Origin of the sequence: Polaromonas sp. (assembly GCF_049790275.1) — a bacterium.
In the GTDB taxonomy this organism is placed as follows: Bacteria; Pseudomonadota; Gammaproteobacteria; order Burkholderiales; family Burkholderiaceae_C; genus Polaromonas.
The window spans coordinates 35,318-52,910 of the sequence record NZ_JBAQYR010000041.1; the positions used below are offsets into that span (position 1 = coordinate 35,318).

Here is a 17,593-nt window from a genome sequence, read left to right on the forward strand (position 1 = left end):
ATCAGTCAGGCGGCGCGTTGCGCCACAGGGTGGGCCCGAGACGCAAGTCTCAAGCCAGCTGTTGGCGCGTGAGGAGCAAAACCTGGTCGGGGCCGGCGCTGGTTTCAAACCAGAGCGGTTCCAGGTGCGGGAAGGCGCGTTCAAAATTCTCGCGCTCGTTGCCGATTTCCAGCACCAGAACAGCATTTTCGCTCATATGGCGGGCTGCGTTTAGAAAAAGGCTTCTGATGAAGTCCATGCCGTCCTCGCCACCGGCCAGCGCCAGGGCCGGCTCGGCCCGAAACTCGGCGGGCAGGGTAGCCATGGTGGCGGCATTCACATAGGGCGGGTTGCACAGAATCAGGTCGTACGGGCCGGGACAGGCGGCCAGGCCGTCGGATTCAATCAGCGTGATGCGTGCCTGCAACTCATGGATATCGACATTGATCCGGGCCACCGCCAGCGCGTCGGGACTGATATCCGAGGCGTCGACCACAACGTCCGGGTACGTCATGGCCGCGAGGATGGCCAGGCTGCCGTTGCCGGTGCACAGGTCCAGCACGCGATGCGTGGATTCGCTGAGCCAGGGGTCTATGCTTTCATCGACCAGCAGCTCGGCAATCAGAGAGCGCGGAATGATCACCCGTTCATCGACATAGAAGGGCACACCCTGCAGCCAGGCCTCCCGTGTCAGGTAGGCGGCAGGCTTGCGCGTGCTGATGCGTGCTTCCAGAAGTGTAGCTACCTGCGCAGCATCGGCGGGGGTTACCGGCTGATTCTCCACTTCATCGAGCTCATCCAGCGGCAAGCCAAGACGCCACAGCACCAGCCAGGCGGCTTCGTCAAAAGCGGTGAGGGTACCCTGGCCGAAACCGTCCGCCTGCGTGAGGCCGGCCGCCTCGAGCCTGTCGGCCCAGTGCTCGACCAGGGCGATGACGGTTGTCGGTGCAGGCGCGGCGCTCACAGGGCAGCCAGGCGCTCCAGAACGCCTTTGTAGATGTTTTTCAACGGGTCCAGCGAGCTGACCAGCACGTGTTCGTCAATCTTGTGGATGGACGCGTTGATCGGGCCGAACTCGATGAGTTGCGGGCAGATGCTGGCGATAAAACGCCCGTCGCTGGTACCGCCGGTGGTGGACAGCTCGGTTGCCAAGCCGGTCTCGGCCTGGATGGACTGGCTGACCGCCTGGACCAGCTCGCCCGGCGTGGTCAGGAAGGGCTGGCCGCCCAGCGTCCATTTCAGCGTGTAGTCGAGCTTGTGTTTCTGGAGGATGGCCTCCAGCCGCGTCTTCAGGCTGTCGGCCGTCGATTCGGTGGAAAAGCGGAAGTTGAAGTCCACCACCAGCTCGCCCGGGATGATGTTGGAGGCACCGGTGCCGCCGTGCACGTTGGAGATCTGCCAGCTGGTCGCCGGGAAAAACGTATTGCCCTTGTCCCATTCGGTTTCCACCAGCTCGGCCAGGGCCGGCGCGAAGCGGTGAATCGGATTGTCGGCCAGGTGCGGGTAGGCGATGTGGCCCTGCACGCCCTTGACCGTGAGCTTGCCGCTCAGCGTGCCGCGGCGGCCGTTCTTGATCATGTCGCCGAGCTGGTTGACCGAGGTGGGCTCACCGACGATGCAGTAGTCCAGCACCTCGCCGCGCTCTTTCAGCTGCTGCACGACGACGGCTGTGCCGTCCACGGACGGACCTTCCTCGTCGCTGGTGATCAGGAAGGCGATGGACAGGTTGGGTTGCGGGTTGGTGGCCAGGAATTCCTCGACCGCCACCACCATGGCGGCAATCGAGGTTTTCATGTCGGCGGCGCCGCGGCCGTACAACACGCCGTCGCGGTGGCTGGGCGTGAAGGGCGGACTGCGCCACTGGTCCAGCGGGCCGGTCGGTACCACATCGGTGTGGCCGGCGAAGACCAGGGTTCGAGGTGCTATCGAATCAGGAGCTTCCTGCGCCCGGGCTGCCTGGGCTCCAGGCACAAAACCCTTGAATGTTGCCCACAGGTTGGTGACCCGGAAGTTCTCCGGCCCGCTGATGATGGTTTCGCAGTCGAAACCCAACGGCGCCAGCCGGGCGGCAAGAATGGCCTGGCAGCCGGCGTCATCGGGCGTGATCGAAGGGCGGGAGATCAGCTGTTCGGCGAGTCTAAGCGTGGAAGACATGAAAACGCAGGCCCGCCCGTTTACAGATTGCCATAACCGGTGGTGCCGGGTTTGGCGTCGTGGCGAACGTCGAGGGTGATTTCCGTGAAGGATGCTTCCTCTTCCTGGTCTTCTTCAGGTTCCTCGGCAGCTTTGGCCGCCATCGCAAAGTCGTTTTCCAGGCGCCACATCAGGTTGGTCGGCGAGTCGGCATACAGCAGGCCTTCCTTGCGCGTGACGGTGCCGTTGACGATCAGTTTGGCAATGTCCTGTTCGAAGGTTTGCGAGCCTTCGGCCATGGATTTCTCCATCGCTTCCTTGACGCCGGAAAAGTCGCCTTTTTCGATCAGCTCGGAAATCAGCTTGGTGTTGAGCATGACCTCGACCGCCGGCGCCCGGCTGCCGGCCTGCGTGCGCAGCAGGCGCTGCGAGACGATGGCTTTCATCGCCGCGCCCAAGTCGCCCAGCATGGTGGTGCGCACCTCGACCGGGTAAAAGCTCAGGATACGGTTGAGAGCCTGGTAGCTGTTGTTGGCGTGCATGGTGGCCAGACACAAATGGCCCGACTGGGCATAGGCAATCGCGGCCGACATGGTTTCGCGGTCGCGGATCTCGCCGATCAGGATCACATCGGGCGCCTGGCGCAGCGCGTTTTTCAGCGCCACCTGCAGCGACTGCGTGTCGCTGCCGACCTCGCGCTGGTTCACCACCGATTTTTTGTTGGTGAACAGGAATTCGACCGGGTCCTCGATCGTCAGGATGTGGCCCGGCATGGTGGCATTGCGGTGGTCCATCATGGCCGCCAGCGTGGTGCTTTTGCCGGCGCCGGTGGAACCTACCATCAGCAGCAGGCCGCGTTTTTCCATGATCAGGCTGGCCAGAATGGGCGGCACGTTCAGGCTCTCGAGCGAGGGTATGTCACCGGGAACGTAACGAATCACCGCGGCGTAGGTGCTGCGCTGCCTGAAACCGCTGATGCGGAAGTTGCCGACGCCGGCCAGCGGAAAGCCCATGTTGAGCTCGCCGAGCTCTTCGAGCTCTTCGATGCGCTCGGGCGGCAACACTTCGGCCAGCAGGTTGCGCGGCGCGTCGGGCGGCAGGATCTGGCTGTTGATGGGGATGGCTTCGCCGTTGATCTTGATCAGCGCAGGGGAGTGAGCCGACAGGTAGACGTCCGAGGCTTTTTTGTCGGCCATCAAACGCAGAATTCGTTCCATCGTGCTCATAGTTCCAACCTCATGCTCTAAAACTCAAATTTCCAGCGACGCGCCGCAAGCAGCGTTGATGCATTCTCTGCGCAAGCAAGGGCCGCGGGTCCGGCTCTGCCGGCCCGCAGGCGCAGCGGCCCCCTCGGGGGGCAGGGAGCTACACGCAGTGAGCGACCGTGGGGGCACTTCAATCACGCAGCAGATCGTTCAGGCTGGTGGTGGCGCGGGTTTTCGCGTTTACCTTTTTGACAATCACCGCGCAATACAGGCTGTATTTTCCGCCAGGCTTGGGCATGTTGCCCGACACCACGACAGAACCAGCCGGAATGCGGCCATAAATCACGGTGTCGGCTTCGCGGTCATAAATCGGCGTGCTCTGGCCGATGTAAACGCCCATCGAAATCACGGAGTTTTCCTCGACGATCACGCCTTCCACCACTTCGGAGCGCGCACCGATGAAGCAGTTGTCCTCGATGATGGTGGGGCCGGCCTGCAGGGGCTCCAGCACACCGCCGATGCCGACGCCACCCGAGAGGTGCACGCCCTTGCCGATCTGCGCGCAGCTGCCGACGGTGGCCCAGGTGTCCACCATGGTGCCTTCGTCCACATAGGCGCCGATGTTCACGTAGCTGGGCATGAGGATCGCGCCCTTGGCGATGTAGCTGCCGCGGCGCGCCACGGCGGGCGGCACCACGCGCACGCCGCTGGCCTTCATTTCCTGCTCGCTCAGATGCGAAAACTTGGTGGGCACCTTGTCATAAAACCCGAGGTCGCCGGCGCGCATCAGCACGTTGTCCTTCAGGCGAAAGCTCAGCAGCACGGCCTTCTTGATCCACTGGTGGGTTGTCCACTGGCCCACACCCTGGCGCGTGGCCACACGCAGGCGGCCGGCGTTGAGTTCGGCGATGGTGTGCTCGACAGCATCCTGCACCTCCTTGGGCGCCGCTTGAGGGGACAGGTTCGCGCGGTCTTCCCAGGCGGCGTTGACGATGCTTTCGAGTTGGTCTTGGGTCATTTTGAAGAAATCAGTTGGATTGAATAAATTGAACGATTCGTCCGGCAGCTTCCACACATTCAGCGGTTTCGGCCACCAGTGCCATGCGGATCCGCCCGGTGCCCGGATTGTGGCCGCGGGCTTCGCGGGCCAGGTAACTGCCCGGTAACACCACCACATTGTAAAGAGCGAGCAATTCACGCGAAAACGCAGGGTCGTCGTTGTTGAAACGGCCGGGGATTTGCGCCCACAGGTAAAACCCGGCGTCGGGCAGGGCCACGTCCATCACTGCGGAAAGCATGGGCGTGACCTGGGCAAACTTCTCCCGGTACATGGCGCGGTTTTCGACCACATGTTTCTCGTCGTTCCAGGCGGCGATGCTGGCGGCCTGCACGATGGGGCTCATGGCACTGCCGTGGTAGGTGCGGTAGAGCAGAAAGGGTTTGATCAGCGCCGCATCACCGGCAACAAAACCGCTGCGCAGGCCCGGCACATTGCTGCGTTTGGACAGGCTGGTCAGCGCGATCAGGTTCCTGAAGTCGTGCCTGCCCAGTTGCGCAGCGGCCTGCAGGCCGCCCAGCGGCGGCTCGTCACGGAAGTAGATCTCGCTGTAACACTCGTCCGAAGCAATGACAAAGCCATGGCGGTCGCTCAAATCGAAAATCAGCTTCCACTCGTCCAGGCCCATCACGGCGCCGGTCGGGTTGCCCGGCGAGCAGACAAACAGCAGCTGCGTTTTGGCCCACACTTCGGCGGGCACGCCGGCCCAGTCGATGGCGAAGTTGCGCGCCGGATCACTGGGCGCGAACCAGGTATCGGCGCCAGCCAGCAGGGCCGCGCCTTCATAGATCTGGTAGAAGGGATTGGGGGACACTACGGTGGCCCCAGGCCGGGTCGGGTCGATCACGGTCTGTGCCAGCGCAAACAGGGCTTCACGCGAGCCGTTGACCGGCAGGATCTGGGTGGCCGCGTCCAGCGCCAGGCCGTAGCGCCGCTGCAGCCAGTCGGCCATGGCCTGGCGCAGTTTCGGATCGCCGGCCGTGGCCGGATAGCCGGCCAGGCTGGCCAGGCTGCCGCTCAGGGCGGTTTTGATCAATTCCGGCGTGGCATGTTTGGGCTCGCCGATGCCCAGGCTGATCGGGCGGTAGGCAGGGTTGGGCGTAACGCCGGCATGCAACTGACGCAGCCGCTCGAAAGGATAGGGCTGCAGGCGTTTCAACAAAGGATTCATGGCCCGGATTATCCCGCCTGGCCCAAGGGCGCACGGTGCGGCCATCAGCCTGTGCGTGAAACGCTATCGAAAATATAGCCGTCTGCGCCCGCCACACAAGGGCCAGCGCCAGATTTCATGCGTGGTTCCGGCGAAAACCCGGTGTGGCGGGCAGTGGGCCGGCCGGCCAAGCTTGCGGGCTCGGTCGCAGACACGCTTTCTTACAGCGGCCAGGGGGGCGGGCTCGGGTAACATTGCGGGCTACGGGTTTGCTGCAAGCCAGCCCGGTGTTACGCAAAAGCGCTATACAAATCAACGAGTTAGCTTCAAAGCGCGAAGAAAAAAACAGGGTCCGCCGTGCGTCTCAATTCGATCAAGTTATCCGGGTTCAAATCGTTTGCCGAACCGACCAATTTCGTTTTGCCAGGCCAGCTCGTCGGTGTGGTTGGCCCCAACGGTTGCGGCAAGTCCAACATCATGGACGCCGTGCGCTGGGTGCTCGGCGAAAGCCGCGCCTCCGAGCTGCGCGGCGAGTCCATGCAGGACGTCATCTTCAACGGCACCAACATCCGCAAACCGGCCAGCCGCTCCAGCGTCGAGCTGGTGTTCGACAACGCCGACCACCGCGCCGGCGGCCAGTGGGGCCAGTTTGCCGAAATCGCCGTCAAGCGCGTGCTGACGCGCGACGGCACCAGCAGCTACTACATCAACAACCAGCCGGTGCGCCGGCGCGACGTGCAGGACGTGTTCCTCGGCACCGGCCTGGGCCCGCGCGCCTACGCCATCATCGGCCAGGGCACGATCAGCCGCATCATTGAATCCAAGCCCGAAGAACTGCGCCTGTTTCTCGAGGAAGCGGCCGGTGTCTCCAAGTACAAGGAACGCCGGCGCGAAACCGCCAACCGCCTGAGCGACACCCGCGAGAACCTGACCCGCGTCGAGGACATCCTGCGCGAGCTCAATGCCAATCTCGAAAAGCTCGAGAAGCAGGCCGAGGTTGCGTTGCGCTACAACACCCTGCACGCCGACGCCTCGCTCAAGCAGCACCAGCTCTGGTTTCTGAAGCGCGCCGAGAGCGAGGCCGACCAGGCCAAGGTCAAGGCGGACGCCGAGAAATCGGTCAACGACCTGGAAAGCCGCATCGCCGATCTGCGCCACATCGAAGCCGACCTGGAAACCATTCGCCAGGCCCACTACGCCGCCGGCGACCACGTCAACCAGGCACAGGGCAAGCTGTATGAAGCCAGCGCCGAAGTCGGCCGGCTTGAAGCCGAAATCCGTTTTGTGGTCGAAGGCCGGCAGCGCGTCGAGCAGCGGCTGACTCAGCTGAAGGAACAAACGGCCCAGTGGGCCGCGCGCAAGGATGACGCGGCTATCGAGACCGAAAACCTGGCCGCCCAGGCCGTGCAGGCCGAAGAGCAGGCCGAGCTGCTGGCTGCGCAGAGCGAAGACCAGGCCGGCCAGTTGCCGGCGCTTGAAGAGGCCTTGCGCGCGGCGCAGTCCAAAGCCAACGAGCAGCGCACCGGCGTGGGCCAGGTGCAGCAGCAGATCCAGGTGCTGGCCGCCGACCAGCGCAACATCGAGGAACAATCGCGCAGCCTGAGCCTGCGCCACGAGCGCCTGACGGCCGACAAAAACGCCCTCAACGCACCCGACGAAACCCGCCTCGCCAACCTCAACACCCAGTTCACCGCCGCCAAGGAAGCACAGGAAGAAGCCGAGGCCCGCCTGCACGAGCTGACCGACAGCGTGCCCCTGCTTGACGAAGACCGCCGCAACAAGCAGCAGGCCGTCAACACCGAATCGGCCAAGCAGGCCGACCTGTCCGCGCGCATGGAAGCGCTCAAGGCGCTGCAGGAAAAGGTCAAGACCGACGGCAAGCTCAAGCCCTGGCTGTCCAAGCATGGCCTGGATGGGTTGCAGGGCCTGTGGAGCCGCATCCACATCGAGCAGAGCTGGGAAAATGCCCTCGAAGCTGCCTTGCGCGAGCGCTTGGGTGCGCTGGAAGTCAGCCGGCTGGACATGGTGCGCGGTTTTGCCGGCACCGATGGCCGCGACACGCCACCCGCCAAACTCTCGTTTTATTCCCCGCCATCGGCTGCAGCACCCGCCAAAGCTTCCGCAACGAATCTGAAACCCCTGGCCGATCTGCTGCGTCTGGGCGATGCCGGCCAGGCTGCGCTGCTCGGCGACTGGCTGCATGGTTGCCTCACCGCCGCCAGCCTGGACGAAGCGCTGGCCGCGCGCCAGCAGTTGCAGGCCGGTGAAGTGATTTACGTGAAAACCGGCCATGCCGTGACCCAGCACAGCGTCAGTTTTTACGCGCAGGACTCCGAGCAGGCCGGCCTGCTGGCCCGCGCCCAGGAAATCGAAAACCTCGAGAAACAGCTGCGCGGCCAGGCATTGATCAGCGACGAAGCGCGCAGCGCGTTGATACGCGCCGAGGCTGCTTATGCCGACGCCGCCCAGCGCCTGGCGACGGCCCGCCGTGAAACTGCCGAAGGGCAGAGTCGCACCCACGAGCTGCAGGTCGAGGTACTGCGCCTGACGCAGCTGGCCGAACAGACGCGCGCACGCAGCGAGCAGATTGCCGGCGACCTGGCCGAGATTGACGCGCAGATGGCCGATCTGCAGGAGCGCAAGGTCACGGCCGAGGCGCGTTTCGAAGAACTCGACATGCAGCTGGCCGACAGCCAGGAGCGCCATGCCCAGCTCGACGACCGTGTCATCGAGGCCGAACGTAAACTCAATGAGTCACGCGAGCAGCAGCGCGCGCTGGAGCGCCAGTCGCAGGAAGCCCAGTTTTCGCTGCGCAGCCTGGCTTCGCGCCGCGACGAACTGACGCGTTCCATTGACATCGCAGCGCAGCAGGCTGCGTCGATTGCCGGCGAGGAAGAGCGCGCCAAAGAGGAGCTCTCGCGCCTGAGCGATGCAGCGGCGCAGGCCGGCCTGCAGGACGCGCTCAATGTGAAGCTGGAGCGCGAGGCCGATCTCGGCGCCAAACGCAGCCAGTACGATGACCTGACCACCAAGCTGCGCGCCAGCGACGAGCGCCGCCTGCAGCTGGAGCGCGAGCTCGAGCCGCTGCGCCAGCGCATCACCGAATTCCAGCTGAAAGAGCAGGCGGCGCGCCTGGGCTTCGAGCAGTATGCCCAGTTGCTGGCCGATGCACAGGCCGACCTGGCCGCAGTCGAGTTGTCCATCCAGAGCGGCAATGTGCGCCTGACCGGCCTGCAAGGCGAAATCGACCGTATCAACCGCGAGATCCAGTCCCTCGGTGCCGTCAACCTGGCTGCGCTGGACGAACTCAGCAGTGCGCGCGAACGCAAGCAGTTCCTCGACGCGCAATCGGCCGACCTGAACGAAGCCATGAACACGCTGGAAGATGCGATCAAGAAGATCGATACCGAAACGCGCGACCTGCTGTCCGCCACCTTCGACACGGTGAACCGTCATTTCGGCGAGATGTTCCCGCGCCTGTTCGGCGGCGGCAACGCCAAACTGATGATGACCGGCGAGGAAATCCTGGACGCCGGCGTGCAGGTGCTGGCCCAGCCGCCGGGCAAGAAAAACCAGACCATCCACCTGCTGTCGGGCGGCGAAAAAGCGCTGACGGCGATTGCGCTGGTGTTTGCGATCTTCCAGCTCAACCCCGCGCCTTTCTGTCTGCTGGACGAGGTGGACGCGCCGCTGGACGACGCCAACACCGAACGTTATGCCAAGCTGGTGGCCAGCATGAGCAAGGAAACCCAGTTCCTGTTCATCAGCCACAACAAGATCGCCATGGAAATGGCCGAACAGCTGATCGGCGTGACCATGCAGGAGCAGGGCGTCTCGCGCATCGTGGCCGTGGACATGGAAGCGGCCCTTGGCTTCGCGGAGGCCGCATGACGAGAGCTTGTGAAGCAGACGACCACAGGACTCTTCAGTCCAGCCAGGGCCGCGGAACCGGCTTTGCCGGGCCGCAGGCGCAGCGGCCCCCTCGGGGGGCAGGGAGCTACGCGCAGCGAGCGACCGTGGGGGTTCCGTTTTGAGCACACTCCAGATCAGTTTGGCCATCCTCGGCGGTTTGATCCTCGCGATTGTGGTGGCCCACAGCGCCTGGTCAGCCCGCAAAAACCTGCCCCGGCGCGCCACACCCGATCCGGTGGCTGCGCCGCCCCCGAAATCGGCCGGTGACCCGCCTTTCGAGGCAGAACCCGAACGCCAGGAACCCGGGTTTGACCGCGACTCCAGCCTCGACGTCCTGACGGCCATGACCGTGCCGGAGAAAAAGCCAGGGCTCGATGCCCTGATCGACGTGATTGCGCCTGTCCTCGTGGAAACGCCCGTGTCAGGCGAAGCCGCCCTGGCCGCCATGCCGGCCACGCGCCGCGCCGGCAGCAAACCGTTTGCGATCGAAGGCCTGCGCGTGGACACGGGTGCCTGGGAAACCCCGGTGCCGGGCCAGCGCTACAGCGCCTTTCAGGCCGGCGTGCAGCTGGCCAACCGCACGGGTGCACTGAACCAGATTGAGTTTTCGGAATTTGTCATCAAGGCGCAGGCCTTTGCCGATGCGGTTGACGGCCAGCCCGAGTTTCCCGACATGCTCGACGAGGTCGCCCGTGCCAGGGAACTGGACAATTTTGCCAGCGCGCATGATGCGCAGCTGAGCTTCACGCTGCGCGCAAAAAACACCGCCTGGAGCCCGGGCTATGTGCACCAGAGCGCCGCCAAGCTGGGTTTTGTCAGCGGCTCGATTCCGGGCCGCATGGTGTTGCCGGCCAGCGAGTCGGGCCACCATGCGCCCATCCTGGGCCTGGCCTTCGACACGCAGGCCGCCATGGCGGAAGACCCTGAACAGACCGCCTTGCGCGAGCTGACGCTCTCGCTGGACGTGCCGCAGGTGCTGCGTTCCGAGCAACCGTTTGTGCGCATGTGCGAGGCCGCGATCACGCTGGCCGCCAGCATGGACGGCGTGATCATCGACGACCAGGGCCAGCCCATCCGGCCCGAAGCCATGGAAGTCATCCACGCCGACCTGGAGCAGCTCTACGACACGCTGGAGGGCCGCGACATGCCGGCCGGCTCTGCGCTGGGGCGGCGTTTGTTTTCTTGAGTTTTCTTTTTTTCCATGGCAACCCCTGACATGTTTGCGCAGCCCGAACCGCCGGTTGCGGACCGCATTGCGGCCCTGCGCGCAGAACTTCATCTGCACGCCCATCGCTACTACGTTCTGGATGAACCGACGATTCCCGACGCCGAGTACGACCGGTTGTTCCAGGAGTTGCAGGCGCTTGAAGCCCTGCATCCCGAACTGGCCAGCCCGGATTCGCCGACCGTGCGGGTGGGCGGCAAGGTGCTGGACCAATTCGCCAGCGTACGCCACGCCATTCCCATGCTGAGCATTCGCACCGAAACCGACACCGAGGCGACCGGCGCGCAGAATTTTGATACCCGCGTACGCAAGGAGCTGGGGCTGGCCGAGTCCGATCCGCCGGTCGAGTACGTGGCAGAGCTGAAATTTGACGGTTTGGCGATGAGCCTGCGTTATGAAAGCGGACTGCTCGTGCAGGCCGCCACGCGCGGTGATGGCGAGGTCGGCGAGGACGTGACGCAGAACATCCGCACCATCCGGCAGATTCCGCTGCGGCTGCCCAAGGATGCGCCACCTGTGCTCGAGGTGCGCGGCGAGGTCTACATGCGCCGTGACGACTTCGAATCGCTTAATGAAAAACAGCGCGAAAAGATCGCGCAGGGTGCCAGGGGCGAAAAAACCTTTGTGAACCCACGCAATGCCGCGGCCGGTGCAGTGCGCCAGCTGGACCCGGGCATTGCCGCCCAGCGCCCGCTGAGCTTCTTTGCCTATGGCTTGGGCGAAGTCACACCGAAGGAGCAGGGCGGACCCGACTTCGAGACCCATTTTCAGTTGCTGTTGACTCTCAAATCATGGGGTTTTCCGGTTGCAGCCCTTACCCAGACTGCGCAAGGTGCTTCTGAATTGATAGCGTTTCATCAGAAAATCGCGCATGAACGCGACCAGTTGCCCTATGACATCGACGGCGTGGTCTACAAGGTCAACAGCCTGGCGCTGCAGAAAAAACTCGGTTTTGTGACGCGCGAGCCGCGCTGGGCGGTGGCCCACAAATACCCTGCGCAGGAGCAGATGACCACCGTGCTGGCGATTGACGTGCAGGTGGGCCGCACCGGCAAACTGACGCCGGTGGCCAAGCTGGCACCGGTCTTTGTTGGCGGCGTCACGGTGACCAATGCGACGCTGCACAACGAGGACGAAGCCCGCCGCAAGGATGTGCGCATCGGCGACACGGTGATCGTGCGCCGCGCCGGCGATGTGATTCCCGAGGTCGTCAGCGTGTTGGCGGACAAGCGCGTGAAAGACGCCCCGCAATTCACCATGCCGCGCACCTGCCCGGTCTGCGGCTCGGACGCGGTGCGGGAAGAGGGCGAGGCCGACTACCGCTGCACCGGCGGCCTGTTCTGCGGCGCGCAGCGCAAGGAGGCCATCCTGCATTACGCACACCGGCGCGCCGTCGAGATCGAAGGCCTGGGCGACAAGCTGGTCGAGCAACTGGTCGATGCCAATGTGATCCGCACCTTGCCCGACCTGTACCGCCTCGGCCTGACGGCGCTGGCCGGCCTGGACCGCATGGCGGACAAATCCGCCAACAACCTGCTGGAAGCGCTCGAGAAAAGCAAAAACACGACCTTGCCGCGTTTCCTGTTCGGCCTGGGCATTCGCCACGTTGGCGAAGCCACGGCCAAGGAACTGGCGCGCCATTTCGGCAAACTCGACGCTGTCATGGAAGCGACCGAGGAGCAATTGCTCGAGGTCAGCGACGTCGGCCCCATCGTCGCCAAAAGCATTCGCACCTTCTTCGACCAGCCACACAACCGCGAGGTGGTCGAACAGCTGCGCGCCTGCGGCGTGCACTGGACAGAGGGCGAACCGGCCGCGCGCGCACCGCAGCCGCTGTCCGGCAAGACTTTTGTCATCACCGGCACGCTGCCCACGCTGAGCCGGGATGAGGCCAAGGACAGGGTGGAGGCGGCGGGCGGCAAGGTCGCGGGGTCGGTCAGCAAAAAAACCGACTATGTGGTGGCCGGGACTGAAGCAGGCAGCAAGCTGACCAAGGCCCAGGAGCTGGGGGTGGCCGTCATCGACGAGGCGGCCCTGCTGGCCATGCTGGCCGCTCCCGCCGACTGAATCGCTCAGGTTTCCGGCGGCGCAGCTTCGTTGTTGAATTGTTCGGGCCGGCGCCACAGCCAGGCCAGCACACAGGCCATGCAGCCGATGGCGAACAGCGCCACCCACCGGGTCGGCACCACCACGAGCATGATGGCGGCGCTCGCGCCCATGACCGCTGTGGCCGCCCATTTGGCGCGACGGCGCACCACACCGCCGCGGCGCCATTCGGTCAGCATGGGCCCGAAGGATGTATGGCTTTCCAGCCAGGCCAGCAGGCGCGGCGAGCTGCGGGCAGCGGCCCAGGCCGAGAGCAGGATGAAGGGCACGGTCGGCAACACGGGCAGAAAGATCCCGATCACGCCCAGCACCAGGCTGAGCAGCGCCAATGCCAGGAACAGCCAGCGTGCCACCGCGGGCAGCGGCGTGGATGGCTTGGGTGCAGGAGGCAGCAGGTCTTCGGAAGGCTGGGGCATTCCCCATTTTGCCGCCTCGGGCTTCCATGACCGCACGCGGCGACCTCAGCACGGTGCTTCGGGCCCGTTTACACAGCGTTACCGGGCTTTGCATTCGGGACGTCAGGTACGCCTAGCGCGCCGCACGTTAAGCCTTGAACAACAGGAGCTTTTCATGAACTACCAACGTCTCTTCACCAGTGCTGCGATAGCTGGCCTGGCAGCCATCTTGTCCGGCTGCGTGGTGGCTCCGATAGGGCCGCGGCCGGTCGCGGTCTATCCGGCCGGCGTTTATGTCGAGCCCGCACCCGTCGTTGTGGTGCCTGCGCCGGGTTACTACCACCGCGGCTACCGCCACCGGCGCTGAATTGCCGGGTTTTGCGGGCTGCATAAACCGCGGGGCGCCGCGATAATCGGTGCATGACCATTCGCGATATTCTCAAAATGGGCGATGCGCGCCTGCTGCAGGTCGCCCAGCCCGTGACCGCCTTCGACACCGATGAATTGCATCTGCTGGTGGCCGACATGTTCGAGACCATGCGTGCCGTCAATGGCGCCGGCCTGGCCGCGCCGCAGATCGGGGTCGACCTGCAACTGGTGATTTTTGGGACGGATGCGGTGAACCCGCGTTACCCCGATGCGCCGCTGGTACCGCGCACGGTGCTGCTCAACCCTGTCATCACGCCGCTATCGGACGATGAGGAAGAGGGCTGGGAAGGCTGCCTGTCGGTGCCCGGGCTGCGCGGCGTGGTACCGCGCTGGTCAGCGATCCGCTATAGGGGCTTCGACCCCTACGGCGATCCCATCGACCGCACGGTCAATGGTTTTCACGCACGGGTGGCGCAGCATGAATGTGACCACCTGATGGGCGTGCTTTACCCGATGCGTGTGCGGGATTTCGCAAAGTTCGGGTTCACCGAGGTCCTGTTCCCCGGGCTGGACGCGGCTGACGACTGAGCTTCAGGCGTGGTCGGCGGCGGGCCGGTCCGCCGGCAATTTGACATGGTGGTCCACGCCAAGCACGGAGCGCCACCAGTGGGCCGATCCTTCGGCAGGGACCGGAGGCGCCGTCGCGCTGTTCAGCGGCACGTAGTCGATGGTCACGCGGCGGCGGTACCGGGCCACATCGTCGCCCGCCAGTTCAATTTGCGGACGTGCCGCGCCCCGGCTTTGGACCAGCACCTGCGCCGGCGCCGCGCCGGCCCTGATCAGCGCCGAGCGGACTGCCATGGCACGGCGGTCTCCCATGAGCCAGAAAAAGCGGTGACTGCCCGTGCCATAGCTGTGGCCGGAGACCACGGCGGCGAGGTCTGAATGGTCGGCAAGGTAGGCCGCATGGGACCCCAGCAACTGCGCATAGCTGTCCGGCACCAGCCAGTTGTCGGGTTCGAAAAAGACCTGATGGGCCAGCGGCCGGCCATCGCAGGCGCAGGCGCCGGACGAACACAAAGCCTGTTCACGGTCCAGGAGGACCTGTATTTTGTGCGACACGATGTCTCCTCGAAATGGGTGTGTGCAAAAACAATTTCGACCATTGTCTACCGCATTTCCGGGCAAATGAAGGCCTGTTTCATCCTCTTTCACTACTTTAGGAAAATTTTATAACTATTTGATTTCATTGAAATAAATTTCAATGAAAGAGGCTCTTTCTGAGGGGGTGAAGCAGGCAGGAGAACAATCGGAAGAGGGGGTGATGGCCAGACACGCCTGCGGCCGGACAGCCGGAACATCCGGCTCTGCGTGCGAAAGACCCGGCTGCGGGCTCAGGCCGCCAGCGCTTCCAGCAGCTCGGTTTCGATCGCGATCTGCGCCCTGTTTTGCTGGAGCTCGGGGCCGTCGATCAGGAAGGTGTCTTCCACGCGCTCGCCCAGGGTGGTGACTTTGGCAAGCTGCAGGTTGATGCGATGCCGCGCCAGCACCCGTGCAATCGAATACAGCAGGCCGACGCGGTCGCTGGCCGACACGCTGAGCAGCCAGCGCTGGGCTTTCTCGTCAGGCCGCAGGTCCACGCGCGGGGTGACCGGAAAGCTCTTGACCCGGCGCGACACCCGGCCTTTGCCCGGTGGCGGCAGCGGGCCGTTTTCTTCAATTGCCCGGGTCAGGTCGGCTTCAACCATGGCCACCAGCTCGCGGTAGTGGTCGGCCAGGGTCGGGCTGACCACCTGGAAGGTATCCAGCGCATAACCGCTTGCACCTTTGACGGGTTTGGCCGTGTGGATCTTGGCGTCCAGGATGCTGAAACCGGCTTCCTCGAAGTAACCGCAGATGCGGGCAAACAGGTCGGGTGCGTCGGGGGTGTACACCAGCACCTGCAGGCCTTCACCAGCGGCGGAGCGGCGCGCCCGCACAATACATCTGGCGGTGCCGGCATGGCGCGAAAGCTGCCGGGCATGCCAGGCGATGTCCCCGGCCTCGTGGCGCATGAAATAACTGATGTCCAGCGTGTCCCACAAGGCCTTGTGCGCCTCGAAGGGCTCGGCATGCAGCGCCAGGATGGTCAGCGCCTCGCGCTTGCGGGCCTCGACCTCGGCATCGGCATCGGGGGCACGTCCGCCCAGCACGCGCAGCGTGTAGCGGTACAGATCTTCCAGCAGCTTGCCCTTCCAGGCGTTCCACACCTTGGGGCTGGTGCCGCGAATGTCGGCCACCGTGAGCAAATAAAGTGCGGTCAGGTAGCGCTCGTTGCCGACGCGTTGGGCAAAGGTGGCAATCACCTGCGGGTCGCTCAGGTCTTCCTTCTGGGCAACCCGGCTCATGGTCAGGTGTTCACCCACCAGGAATTCGATCAGCTTCGCATCTTCCGCGGCAATGCCGTGCTGGCGGCAGAACACCCGCACGTCGTGGCAGCCGAGCTCGGAATGGTCGCCGCCGCGGCCCTTGGCAATGTCATGGAAAAGGGCGGCAACGTAGAGAATCCAGGGCTTGTCCCAGCCGGCGGCCAGCTGCGAACACGCCGGGTATTCGTGCGCGTGTTCGGCCATGAAAAAACGCCGCACATTGCGCAGCACCATCAGGATGTGCTGGTCTACCGTGTAGACGTGGAACAGGTCGTGCTGCATCTGGCCGACGATTTTGCGGAACACCCAGAGGTAGCGGCCCAGCACCGAGGTCTGGTTCATCAGGCGCATCGCGTGGGTGATGCCCACCGGCTCCTGCATGATCTGTCTGAAGGTGTTGCGGTTGACCGGGTCGCTGCGGAATTTCGCATCCATCACGCCGCGGGCGTTGTACAGCGCGCGAAGCGTCCGGGCGGACAGGCCCTTGACGCCTACCGTGGTCTGGTAGACCAGAAAAGTCTCGAGGATGGCGTGCGGGTGTTTCAGGTACAGGTCGTCGCTGGCCACCTCGACCATGCCGGCCTTGTTCAGGAAACGTTCGTTGATCGGCTGCGGCGCCTGTCCGCTGGGGTTGAGCCGCTCCTCGATATTGAGCAGCAGGATCTGGTTGAGCTGGGTCACCGCCTTGGCGGCCCAGTAAAAACGTTTCATCAGCGCCTCGCTGGCGCGTGAAACCACCCGGCCGGTGTCGCTGTGGGTGATGGTGGTGTAGCCAAAGGACTCAGCCACCACGGTCTGCAGGTCAAACACCAGGCGGTCTTCGCGCCGGCCCGACAGCAGGTGCAGGCGCGCCCGTATCAGGCTCAGCAGGGCTTCGTTGGCCTTGATCTGCCGAACCTCGAAAGCCGTCGCCAGCCCGCTGCGTGCCAGATCGTCCCAGGACTTGCCCAGCCCAGCCGCGCGCGCCACCCAGAGGATGACCTGCAGGTCGCGCAGGCCGCCGGGGGATTCCTTGCAGTTGGGCTCCAGCGAATACGGCGTGTCTTCAAACTTGTTGTGGCGCTGGCGCAGCTCCAGCGTCTTGGCCACAAAAAAGGCCTGCGGGTCCAGCACATCGTCCAGTTGCTCCAGCAACGCCGAAAAAAGCGTTTTGGAGCCCGCCAGCAGGCGCGCCTCCAGCAGCGAGGTCTGGACGGTCACGTCCTTGGCGGCTTCCTCGACGCAGTCCGTCATGCTGCGCACGCTGGAGCCGATTTCCAGGCCGGTGTCCCAGCAACTGCCTATGAATTTCTCGATCCGGGTTTTCAGGGCCGCATCGCCGTCCACCCGGGCGTCGTCGGGCAGCAACAGCAGCACATCGACGTCGGAATGCGGAAACAGCTCGCCGCGGCCAAAACCACCCACCGCCACCAGCGAGCAGCCGGCGGGAAACCCGGCCTGTTGCCAGAGCTGGCGCAAGGTGTCGTCGGTGTGCCGGGCCAGGCGGTGCAGCAGGCTGCGGATGCCGCGTGTGGACGCGCCGCTGCCGGCCAGCGAGGCCAGCAGGGCGTTTTTCCCGACACGGTACTGCTCGCGCAGCTGGGCGGTTTCGCTGGAGGGGGAAGAAGCGGGCAGCGTGGAGAGCATCAGCGGCAGGCGGTGCGCTGGCGAAACG

The 17,593-nt window shown here is 64.4% G+C and carries 13 protein-coding genes; 5 read left to right on the forward strand and 8 right to left on the reverse strand.

All coding sequences use genetic code 11. The annotated features are described in order from the left end of the window. Positions 1 to 49: 49 nt before the first annotated feature. The 5 genes from prmB to dapC form a co-directional block, all read right to left on the reverse strand. Positions 50 to 943 (reverse strand): 50S ribosomal protein L3 N(5)-glutamine methyltransferase, encoded by an 894-nt coding sequence (gene prmB, locus WA904_RS05180; RefSeq protein WP_425196056.1) that lies wholly within the window; start codon positions 941 to 943, stop codon positions 50 to 52. Continuing rightward, the gene (gene dapE, locus WA904_RS05185) at positions 940 to 2,133 is read right to left on the reverse strand and encodes a succinyl-diaminopimelate desuccinylase (RefSeq protein WP_425196057.1); all 1,194 of its coding nucleotides are present in this window, start codon (positions 2,131 to 2,133) and stop codon (positions 940 to 942) included. Before dapE ends, prmB begins: the two co-directional genes overlap by 4 nt. Before the next feature lie 20 nt (positions 2,134 to 2,153). Beyond that, positions 2,154 to 3,338, reverse strand: a complete 1,185-nt coding sequence (locus tag WA904_RS05190; RefSeq protein ID WP_425196058.1) for a PilT/PilU family type 4a pilus ATPase — start codon at positions 3,336 to 3,338, stop codon at positions 2,154 to 2,156. Positions 3,339 to 3,507: 169 nt separating this feature from the next. After that, the gene (gene dapD / locus WA904_RS05195; RefSeq protein WP_425196059.1) at positions 3,508 to 4,335 is read right to left on the reverse strand and encodes a 2,3,4,5-tetrahydropyridine-2,6-dicarboxylate N-succinyltransferase; all 828 of its coding nucleotides are present in this window, start codon (positions 4,333 to 4,335) and stop codon (positions 3,508 to 3,510) included. A gap of 10 nt (positions 4,336 to 4,345) precedes the next feature. Next, positions 4,346 to 5,545 carry a succinyldiaminopimelate transaminase gene (dapC, locus tag WA904_RS05200; RefSeq protein ID WP_425196060.1) on the reverse strand — a complete coding sequence of 400 codons (1,200 nt, stop codon included), beginning with the start codon at positions 5,543 to 5,545 and terminating at the stop codon, positions 4,346 to 4,348. Positions 5,546 to 5,881: 336 nt separating this feature from the next. Between dapC and smc the strand changes: the two genes are divergently transcribed. From smc to ligA, 3 genes are all read left to right on the forward strand, one after another. After that, on the forward strand, positions 5,882 to 9,415 hold the full coding sequence (gene smc, locus WA904_RS05205) for a chromosome segregation protein SMC (protein ID WP_425196061.1): 3,534 nt from the start codon (positions 5,882 to 5,884) through the stop codon (positions 9,413 to 9,415). Between the two features lie 139 nt (positions 9,416 to 9,554). After that, complete coding sequence (locus WA904_RS05210) at positions 9,555 to 10,622, forward strand: cell division protein ZipA C-terminal FtsZ-binding domain-containing protein (RefSeq protein ID WP_425196062.1); 1,068 nt, start codon at positions 9,555 to 9,557, stop codon at positions 10,620 to 10,622. A 15-nt stretch (positions 10,623 to 10,637) separates the two neighbouring features. Further along, the gene (ligA, locus tag WA904_RS05215; RefSeq protein WP_425196063.1) at positions 10,638 to 12,728 is read left to right on the forward strand and encodes an NAD-dependent DNA ligase LigA; all 2,091 of its coding nucleotides are present in this window, start codon (positions 10,638 to 10,640) and stop codon (positions 12,726 to 12,728) included. Between the two features lie 5 nt (positions 12,729 to 12,733). Here ligA and WA904_RS05220 read toward each other — a convergent pair whose 3' ends face one another. Then, the gene (locus tag WA904_RS05220) at positions 12,734 to 13,183 is read right to left on the reverse strand and encodes a YbaN family protein (RefSeq protein WP_425196064.1); all 450 of its coding nucleotides are present in this window, start codon (positions 13,181 to 13,183) and stop codon (positions 12,734 to 12,736) included. Positions 13,184 to 13,337: 154 nt separating this feature from the next. Here WA904_RS05220 and WA904_RS05225 point away from each other — a divergent pair, with 154 nt between their 5' ends. Then, positions 13,338 to 13,529, forward strand: a complete 192-nt coding sequence (locus WA904_RS05225) for a hypothetical protein (RefSeq protein ID WP_425196065.1) — start codon at positions 13,338 to 13,340, stop codon at positions 13,527 to 13,529. 53 nt (positions 13,530 to 13,582) lie between these two features. Then, positions 13,583 to 14,119: a peptide deformylase gene (def, locus tag WA904_RS05230; RefSeq protein WP_425196066.1), complete on the forward strand. Its 537-nt coding sequence runs from the start codon at positions 13,583 to 13,585 to the stop codon at positions 14,117 to 14,119. A gap of 3 nt (positions 14,120 to 14,122) precedes the next feature. On the opposite strand, the gene WA904_RS05235 is transcribed toward def, so the two are convergent. Continuing rightward, positions 14,123 to 14,653: an OmpA family protein gene (locus WA904_RS05235; RefSeq protein ID WP_425196067.1), complete on the reverse strand. Its 531-nt coding sequence runs from the start codon at positions 14,651 to 14,653 to the stop codon at positions 14,123 to 14,125. Positions 14,654 to 14,925: 272 nt separating this feature from the next. Next, the gene (locus WA904_RS05240) at positions 14,926 to 17,565 is read right to left on the reverse strand and encodes a [protein-PII] uridylyltransferase (RefSeq protein ID WP_425196068.1); all 2,640 of its coding nucleotides are present in this window, start codon (positions 17,563 to 17,565) and stop codon (positions 14,926 to 14,928) included. Positions 17,566 to 17,593: the final 28 nt, after the last annotated feature.

Coding starts and splice junctions, on each gene's coding strand:
- dapE (WP_425196057.1), bottom strand. CDS start 2,133: ATGTCTTCCACGCTTAGACTCGCCGAACAGCTGATCTCCCGCCCTTCG.
- WA904_RS05190 (WP_425196058.1), bottom strand. CDS start 3,338: ATGAGCACGATGGAACGAATTCTGCGTTTGATGGCCGACAAAAAAGCC.
- dapD (WP_425196059.1), bottom strand. CDS start 4,335: ATGACCCAAGACCAACTCGAAAGCATCGTCAACGCCGCCTGGGAAGAC.
- dapC (WP_425196060.1), bottom strand. CDS start 5,545: ATGAATCCTTTGTTGAAACGCCTGCAGCCCTATCCTTTCGAGCGGCTG.
- ligA (WP_425196063.1), top strand. CDS start 10,638: ATGGCAACCCCTGACATGTTTGCGCAGCCCGAACCGCCGGTTGCGGAC.
- WA904_RS05220 (WP_425196064.1), bottom strand. CDS start 13,183: ATGCCCCAGCCTTCCGAAGACCTGCTGCCTCCTGCACCCAAGCCATCC.
- WA904_RS05225 (WP_425196065.1), top strand. CDS start 13,338: ATGAACTACCAACGTCTCTTCACCAGTGCTGCGATAGCTGGCCTGGCA.
- def (WP_425196066.1), top strand. CDS start 13,583: ATGACCATTCGCGATATTCTCAAAATGGGCGATGCGCGCCTGCTGCAG.
- WA904_RS05240 (WP_425196068.1), bottom strand. CDS start 17,565: ATGCTCTCCACGCTGCCCGCTTCTTCCCCCTCCAGCGAAACCGCCCAG.